Below are 5,822 nucleotides of genomic sequence, written 5' to 3'. Positions count from 1 at the left end.
GTTGAGGAATTGCTCAAACACAAAGCAGCCATTTACCGCCCCAACACCTACGGCGCCGGACAGGGCATTACCTATGACCCGGAAACTTTAAAAGTAATATGGGAGCAGCTGGCCTTGCAGTCCGGTGTCCGCTTGCTTTACCATGCACTGGTGGTTGACGTTATCCGTGAGGGGGATACCATCCAGGGTGTGGTGATTGCCAGCAAAGCCGGTTTGTTTCGGTTGACAGCTCAGGTAGTCATTGATGCCAGCGGGGATGCCGATGTGGCTGCCCGTATGGATGTGCCGTTCGAAAGCAGCCGGGACGTCCCGATTCAATCTCTCACGACCACCTTCAAACTGATCAATGTGGATGTTGAGAAAGCAAAAAATGTAAAGAAAGCAGAATTGCACGCCAAAATGCAGCAGGCCGCTGAATGGGGCTACGACCTGCCGCGCAAAGAAGGCAGTGTCCATCTTACTCCCCTGCCGGGCGTGATGGCGACTAACATGACTCGCGTCCGGGATGTTGATCCGCTGGATATCCAGCAACTCACCCAGGCCGAAATTGAGGGCCGTCGGCAGGCAATGGAGTACTCCCGTTTTCTCATCGAGCGAATACCCGGTTATGAAAAGGCAGCCCTGGGTGGACTCAGCGTTCAAATCGGTGTGCGTGAAAGCCGCAGGATATTTGGAGAATACAGGCTGTCGCGCGATGATGTCCTTTCCGCCAGAAAGTTTAGCGATGCCATTGCCCAATGTGGTGCGCCCATTGAAGAGCACCACGCCGGGCAGGATACCCGCTGGGAGTATCTACCAGAAGGGGAAACCTATCACATTCCTTATCGTTGTTTACTGCCTCAAAAAGCCGAAGGACTGCTGGTAGCGGGGCGTTGCCTCTCAGCCGATCACGATGCACACGCCTCGGTACGCAGTATGGGTCAGTGTATGGCGATGGGGCAGGCAGCCGGAGCAGCCGCCGTGATTGCCCTGCAGCACAACACGCATCCGCGCGCGGTGGCCATCCCTGAATTGCAATCAACATTGCGCCGTTTAGGTGCAATTCTGGACTAGGAAAGGAGGTTTGCGTGGCGGTTCAAACGGTTTTGGGTTCAATTGCGGCACATGAATTAGGGATCACCGCCTGCCATGAGCATGTTCTCTGGCATCCCCCCGATGCAATGGCTCTGGAAGATGCCGACCTTGGGCTGGATTCAATACCGGCGGCAGTTGCCGAGTTGCGTTATTTCAAGTCTCTTGGGGGCAGCGCTGTGGTTGAAATGACCACCGCCGAAATCGGCCGCTCCCCCCTTGAACTCAGCCAGATCTCACGGGCTACCGATGTCCACATCATCGCTGCCACCGGACACCACAAAAATAAATTTTCGGCTGCGTCGCTGGAAAATCAATCAATTGGTCAAATCGCAGAACGGATGATTCGAGAAATCACCATCGGGATCGGCGACATCGGCATCCGCGCGGGTGTAATCAAGGCTGCAACCAGCCTGCATCAAGCCACAGAGGTAGAGAAACGTGTCATTCAGGCTGCCGGCCTTGCTCACCAAAAAACCGGCGCGCCGGTCAGTACCCATACCGAAGCGGGTACATTTGCGCTGGAACAGGCTGAAATGCTTTTGAGCGCCGGCGTGACACCTGAGAAATTGCTGATTGGTCACCTCGACCGCAATCTGCCCCGTGAGGTTTATTTTCAACTGGCAAAACGTGGTGTCTTGCTTGGCTTTGATCAGATCGGGAAGGAACAATACTGGCAGGATGAGCAGCGCGCTTTAATGATCCGCGATTTGATCGCCGCGGGGCATTTGAACCAAATCCTGCTCTCGGGGGATCGAGCAAGGAAATCGTCCTGGAAAGTTCACAATCCGCAGTCGTTAGGGCTTGGGCATTTGCTGCTCGATTTTATACCCCGTTTGAAAGGTTTGGGCATTGATGACGCCTCTATCCATACCCTGCTGGTTGAAAATCCCGCCCGCTTTCTGGACTTTGAACCATGATTAAACCGATTTTCAAAGAAATTTACCGCCACGCCATCATCCCGGTGGTCGAAATTGAGCGTATCGAACTGGTCGAAGCCCTTGCCCGCACGTTGGTAGAAGCGGGTTTACCGCTTTTAGAAATTACCCTGCGCACGCCGGCTGCCCTGTCTGCAATCCAGCACGTTCGTGAGGCTTACCCCAACCTTATCCTGGGGGCAGGCACCATCCTGACGTTGGAACAGGCCAAACAGGCAGTCAGCGCCGGAGCAGATTTTCTGGTTTCGCCGGGCTTACCTCATGACGCTGTTGAATGGGCGCTCGGTGAGGAAATTCCGTTTCTGCCCGGCGCCGTCACACCAAACGAAATCCTGCAAGGGCTGCGGCTGGGCATCGAAGTGTTCAAATTTTTCCCCGCCGAAACCATGGGCGGGTTGACTGCCATCAAAGCCATTTCCGATCCATTTCCTGCCGTCCGCTTCATCCCCACCGGCGGCATTCAAACCGAAAATCTGGCAGCATACCTTACCCACGAGCGGGTTTTAGCCGTAGGCGGCTCATGGCTGGCAAAACGGCAATGGATTTCCGAAGGGCAATTCGAGCAAATTAAAGCCCAGGTCAACTCCGTCTTGCAGGTGGTGCACTCTCTTGCAAGACCCGCCTTGACCTGAGTTGATCCTTCGGGTTTATCGTTTCACCATTGGCAGATAAACCTGCCGCACCTGTTCAACCACCAGCAGCTGCACCACTAACTGCTTCGGTGAACCTGCCACAGGATTACTACCGCTGCTGCGGATGGTCAAGCCGCCGCTCAAGATCTCATTTTGTACAAACAAGCCCGGATCATGAACAGGGCTGATCACAAGGCTGCCCGGCGTACTTCCCGCCGAGGGCGATAGAGAGAACCAATCTCCGGTGATATTTTCTACCGTCCAATTTAATGCTGCGTCACTGCCGGTATTCAAAATAGAGAACGCAGCCGAAGGCGGTATCACCCTCCCCGAACCTGTTTCGTAGAAGAAAGTCAACCCGGCCGGCTGTACATCCAGTTGCGATTCACCGGTGGTCAATTCGATGGTATCTGAACTCTGAGTGGTTTGCGACCCATTGCGCAATTCAACTGTCACCGTGCGGATACCCTTGACCCAGTTCAATCGCCAGTTAAGGCGTGGCTGAAACGGCTGCCATGGCCCCCAGGCGCCCTCGTCATTGCGCAAGCGCATTTCCGACCACACGCCTTGACCGTAAATGTACAACTGCACATCCGGCGAGGTGGTTTGGGCATATTCCAGATTGATCACGATGGGATAAACCGTGCTTCGCCTTCCAAAGTCCTGAACCCAATACTTACCGTATGAACCACCCGGCCAGTAACCCACCCCAATTTCGCGGTTACTGCTGCTGAGAATGTTTGCGCGGTGCCCTGACGAATTCATCCAGCCTCGCATCACATCGTCCGGTGTGGCATAACCGGCGGCAATATTTTCGGCTAAACTGTTCCAACCGGTATAGAATTTTCCAACCCGTGTACTCCATCCACACACGATCACGCCGCCATCATAGGAATCGTGATTAAAATAACCATCCTCCGCCATATCGCGGGCATGGTAGCGCGCCGCGTAGTCCAAATCGCGGTTGCGTTTCAGCGGCGGCAAATTCTGTTTGTTACGCTCCTCGTTGACCAGTTCGACCACACGTTGTTCAAAATCTGCATTAACCGGCTCAAAGTTTTGCCGCTCGCAGCCGGTGAACTGGATTTCCGCCTCCCCCTCTTCAAGAGATACTGCCTCACCCAGAGGAGTAACATCATCATCCGCAAGCACCGCCCGTGTTGACCAGAATCCGGCTACAGCCAGTACCGCAACCAGTAACAGGCAAAGCGGGTTAAACATTTTGTAAAGATATTTCATCGAAATTTTACGCATCCATCCTTAATCTTAACCGAAAATTACTCATCAAATCCTTGCAATTCATTTACATTTCACATAAACTATCCATATAATGACTGTTTTAATCGAATTTGGAGGGATGCAGGATGTCCCTGCCGGCAGAATTCCAATATAATCCGCAAGAAATCCTTGAAAGCATCAGTGACGCGTTTTTTGCCCTGGACGAACGCCTGATTGTAACCTATTTCAACAAAGCCGCCGAACAGATGCTTCATCGAAAACGCGAAGAGGTACTGGGCAAGCCCTTATTTGAGGTCTTCCCGGAAGCCAAAGGCTCGATCTTTGAGGAAAAGTACCGCTATGCTCTCAAACAAAAACAATTTCTGAGCTTTGAAACTTACTTTGATCAACCGCCTTATGAAAACTGGTATCAGGTCAGAGTCTACCCTCAATCGAAGGGCATATCGGTTTATTTTCAAGTCATTACAGCCCAAATCAAAGCACAGCAGGCATTACAAAAGGCACAAGAAAGAATGGATACGATATTACAAACTTTATCGGAAGGGATTGTGATGGTCAATCAGCAAGGCGAGGTCGTCTTTTCCAACCGTGCTGCACAGGAAATGTTCCATGACCATCAAGACCAATTGCTTTATCAAACCTGTAATGACTGCCAATGGAGTCAGGTAGATACCATTTTAGCCCCATTATCGTCCGATCAGATTCCATTACTTATTGCCCTCAATCGAAAGGAAATAGTTAGAGACTTTGAACAGGGACTAATCCTTTCGGACGGCAGCATACGCTGGTTATCGGTTACTGCCTTTCCCCTCACCGAGGAAAAGCAAGGCTTTTCCGGCGCCATTGCCAGTTTTCGCGACATCACCGTTCAAAAAGAACGAGAAAAACAAATCCGCTTTCAGGCGGATCTGCTGGATATTATTGGTCAGGCAACCCTTGCCATTGATCAGAATGGGAATATCCTTTTTGCCAATCAATTCTGCGAACAACTGTTTGGACATCCAATCCAATCCATCCTGGGAAAACCCATTTTAGAAACGTTAATCCCTGCGGAAGCGATTTCAGAGATTGATCAAATCCGCAGTGTGGTACAGCGGGGAGATGTATGGAACGGTGAACTCACACTCAAACGCAAAAATGGCGCACCATTCACCGCCTACTGTACCGTTACACCGATTCGTGAGAATGAACAAATTTTGGGTTTTCTGGTCATTGCCTTCGATATAACCGAACGCAAATGGGCAGAGGAAACCGAACGTCAGTTACGCGCCCTTTCGGACGCATTGCGTGATACTGCCAGCGCGCTGAACAGCACCCTCAATTTTCGCGAGGTGTTGGAACGAATTTTAATGAACGTCGGCAAGGTGGTCGCTCATGAATCGGCCAACATCATGCTGTTGGATGGGGAATGGGTTGAAGTGCTTTTTCATCAAGGTTATTTGACCGACCCGGCCAATCAATTTCTGGAAGGCTTGCGTTTTCCAATCGGTGAATTTCCGACGCTGCAAAAGATGTTTGAAAGCGGACTACCCCTGGTCATCCCCGATACCGGCAAATCTTCCCTCTGGCGCGGTAATTCAACCATGGGATGGATTAAATCCTATGCCGGAATGCCCTTACTCAGCCGGGGTCAGGTGATCGGATTCTTGAATCTGGACAGCTCCATACCAGGATTTTTCAACGAGGAGGTTGTCTTCCGCCTGCAAGCTTTTGCCGATCAGGCAGCCGTTGCCGTTCAAAACGCAAGGTTGTACGAGGAAGTGCAAAGTTTATCGGTCACCGACCCCTTGACCAATGTTTACAACCGGCGCGGCCTGTTTCAAAAATGCAGTGAAGTGATCGAACAAAACCGGCGCAGTGGACTGCCGGTAGCCCTGATTGTCTTCGATCTGGATAATTTCAAGGATTTCAATGATTCGTACGGTCATTCAACGGGCGATCT

5 protein-coding genes are annotated in these 5,822 nt (G+C 51.6%); 4 read left to right on the top strand and 1 reads right to left on the bottom strand.

Annotation, left to right across the window (positions count from 1 at the left end):
* From VAE48_RS16025 to eda, 3 genes are all read left to right on the top strand, one after another.
* Nucleotides 1-1,053, top strand: a 1,053-nt coding sequence (locus VAE48_RS16025; RefSeq protein ID WP_322794345.1) for an FAD-dependent oxidoreductase, incomplete at its 5' end; no start/stop codon positions are given.
* A 14-nt stretch (nt 1,054-1,067) separates the two neighbouring features.
* Nucleotides 1,068-1,991, top strand: coding sequence for a hypothetical protein (locus VAE48_RS16020; RefSeq protein WP_322794344.1), 924 nt, complete (start codon nt 1,068-1,070; stop codon nt 1,989-1,991).
* On the top strand, nt 1,988-2,641 hold the full coding sequence (gene eda / locus VAE48_RS16015) for a bifunctional 4-hydroxy-2-oxoglutarate aldolase/2-dehydro-3-deoxy-phosphogluconate aldolase (protein ID WP_322794343.1): 654 nt from the start codon (nt 1,988-1,990) through the stop codon (nt 2,639-2,641). The genes VAE48_RS16020 and eda overlap by 4 nt, the downstream gene beginning before the upstream one ends.
* Before the next feature lie 15 nt (nt 2,642-2,656).
* Here eda and VAE48_RS16010 read toward each other — a convergent pair whose 3' ends face one another.
* The gene (locus VAE48_RS16010) at nt 2,657-3,895 is read right to left on the bottom strand and encodes a CAP domain-containing protein (RefSeq protein ID WP_322794342.1); all 1,239 of its coding nucleotides are present in this window, start codon (nt 3,893-3,895) and stop codon (nt 2,657-2,659) included.
* 110 nt (nt 3,896-4,005) lie between these two features.
* Here VAE48_RS16010 and VAE48_RS16005 point away from each other — a divergent pair.
* A partial coding sequence (locus VAE48_RS16005) for a PAS domain-containing protein (RefSeq protein ID WP_322794341.1) occupies nt 4,006-5,822 on the top strand: 1,817 nt, incomplete at its 3' end.

It is taken from the genome of Bellilinea sp. (assembly GCF_034432615.1).
Classification (GTDB): domain Bacteria; phylum Chloroflexota; class Anaerolineae; order Anaerolineales; family Anaerolineaceae; genus Bellilinea.
This window is presented reverse-complemented; position numbering and strand designations above follow the sequence as displayed.

Coding starts and splice junctions, on each gene's coding strand:
- eda (WP_322794343.1), top strand. CDS start 1,988: ATGATTAAACCGATTTTCAAAGAAATTTACCGCCACGCCATCATCCCG.
- VAE48_RS16010 (WP_322794342.1), bottom strand. CDS start 3,895: ATGCGTAAAATTTCGATGAAATATCTTTACAAAATGTTTAACCCGCTT.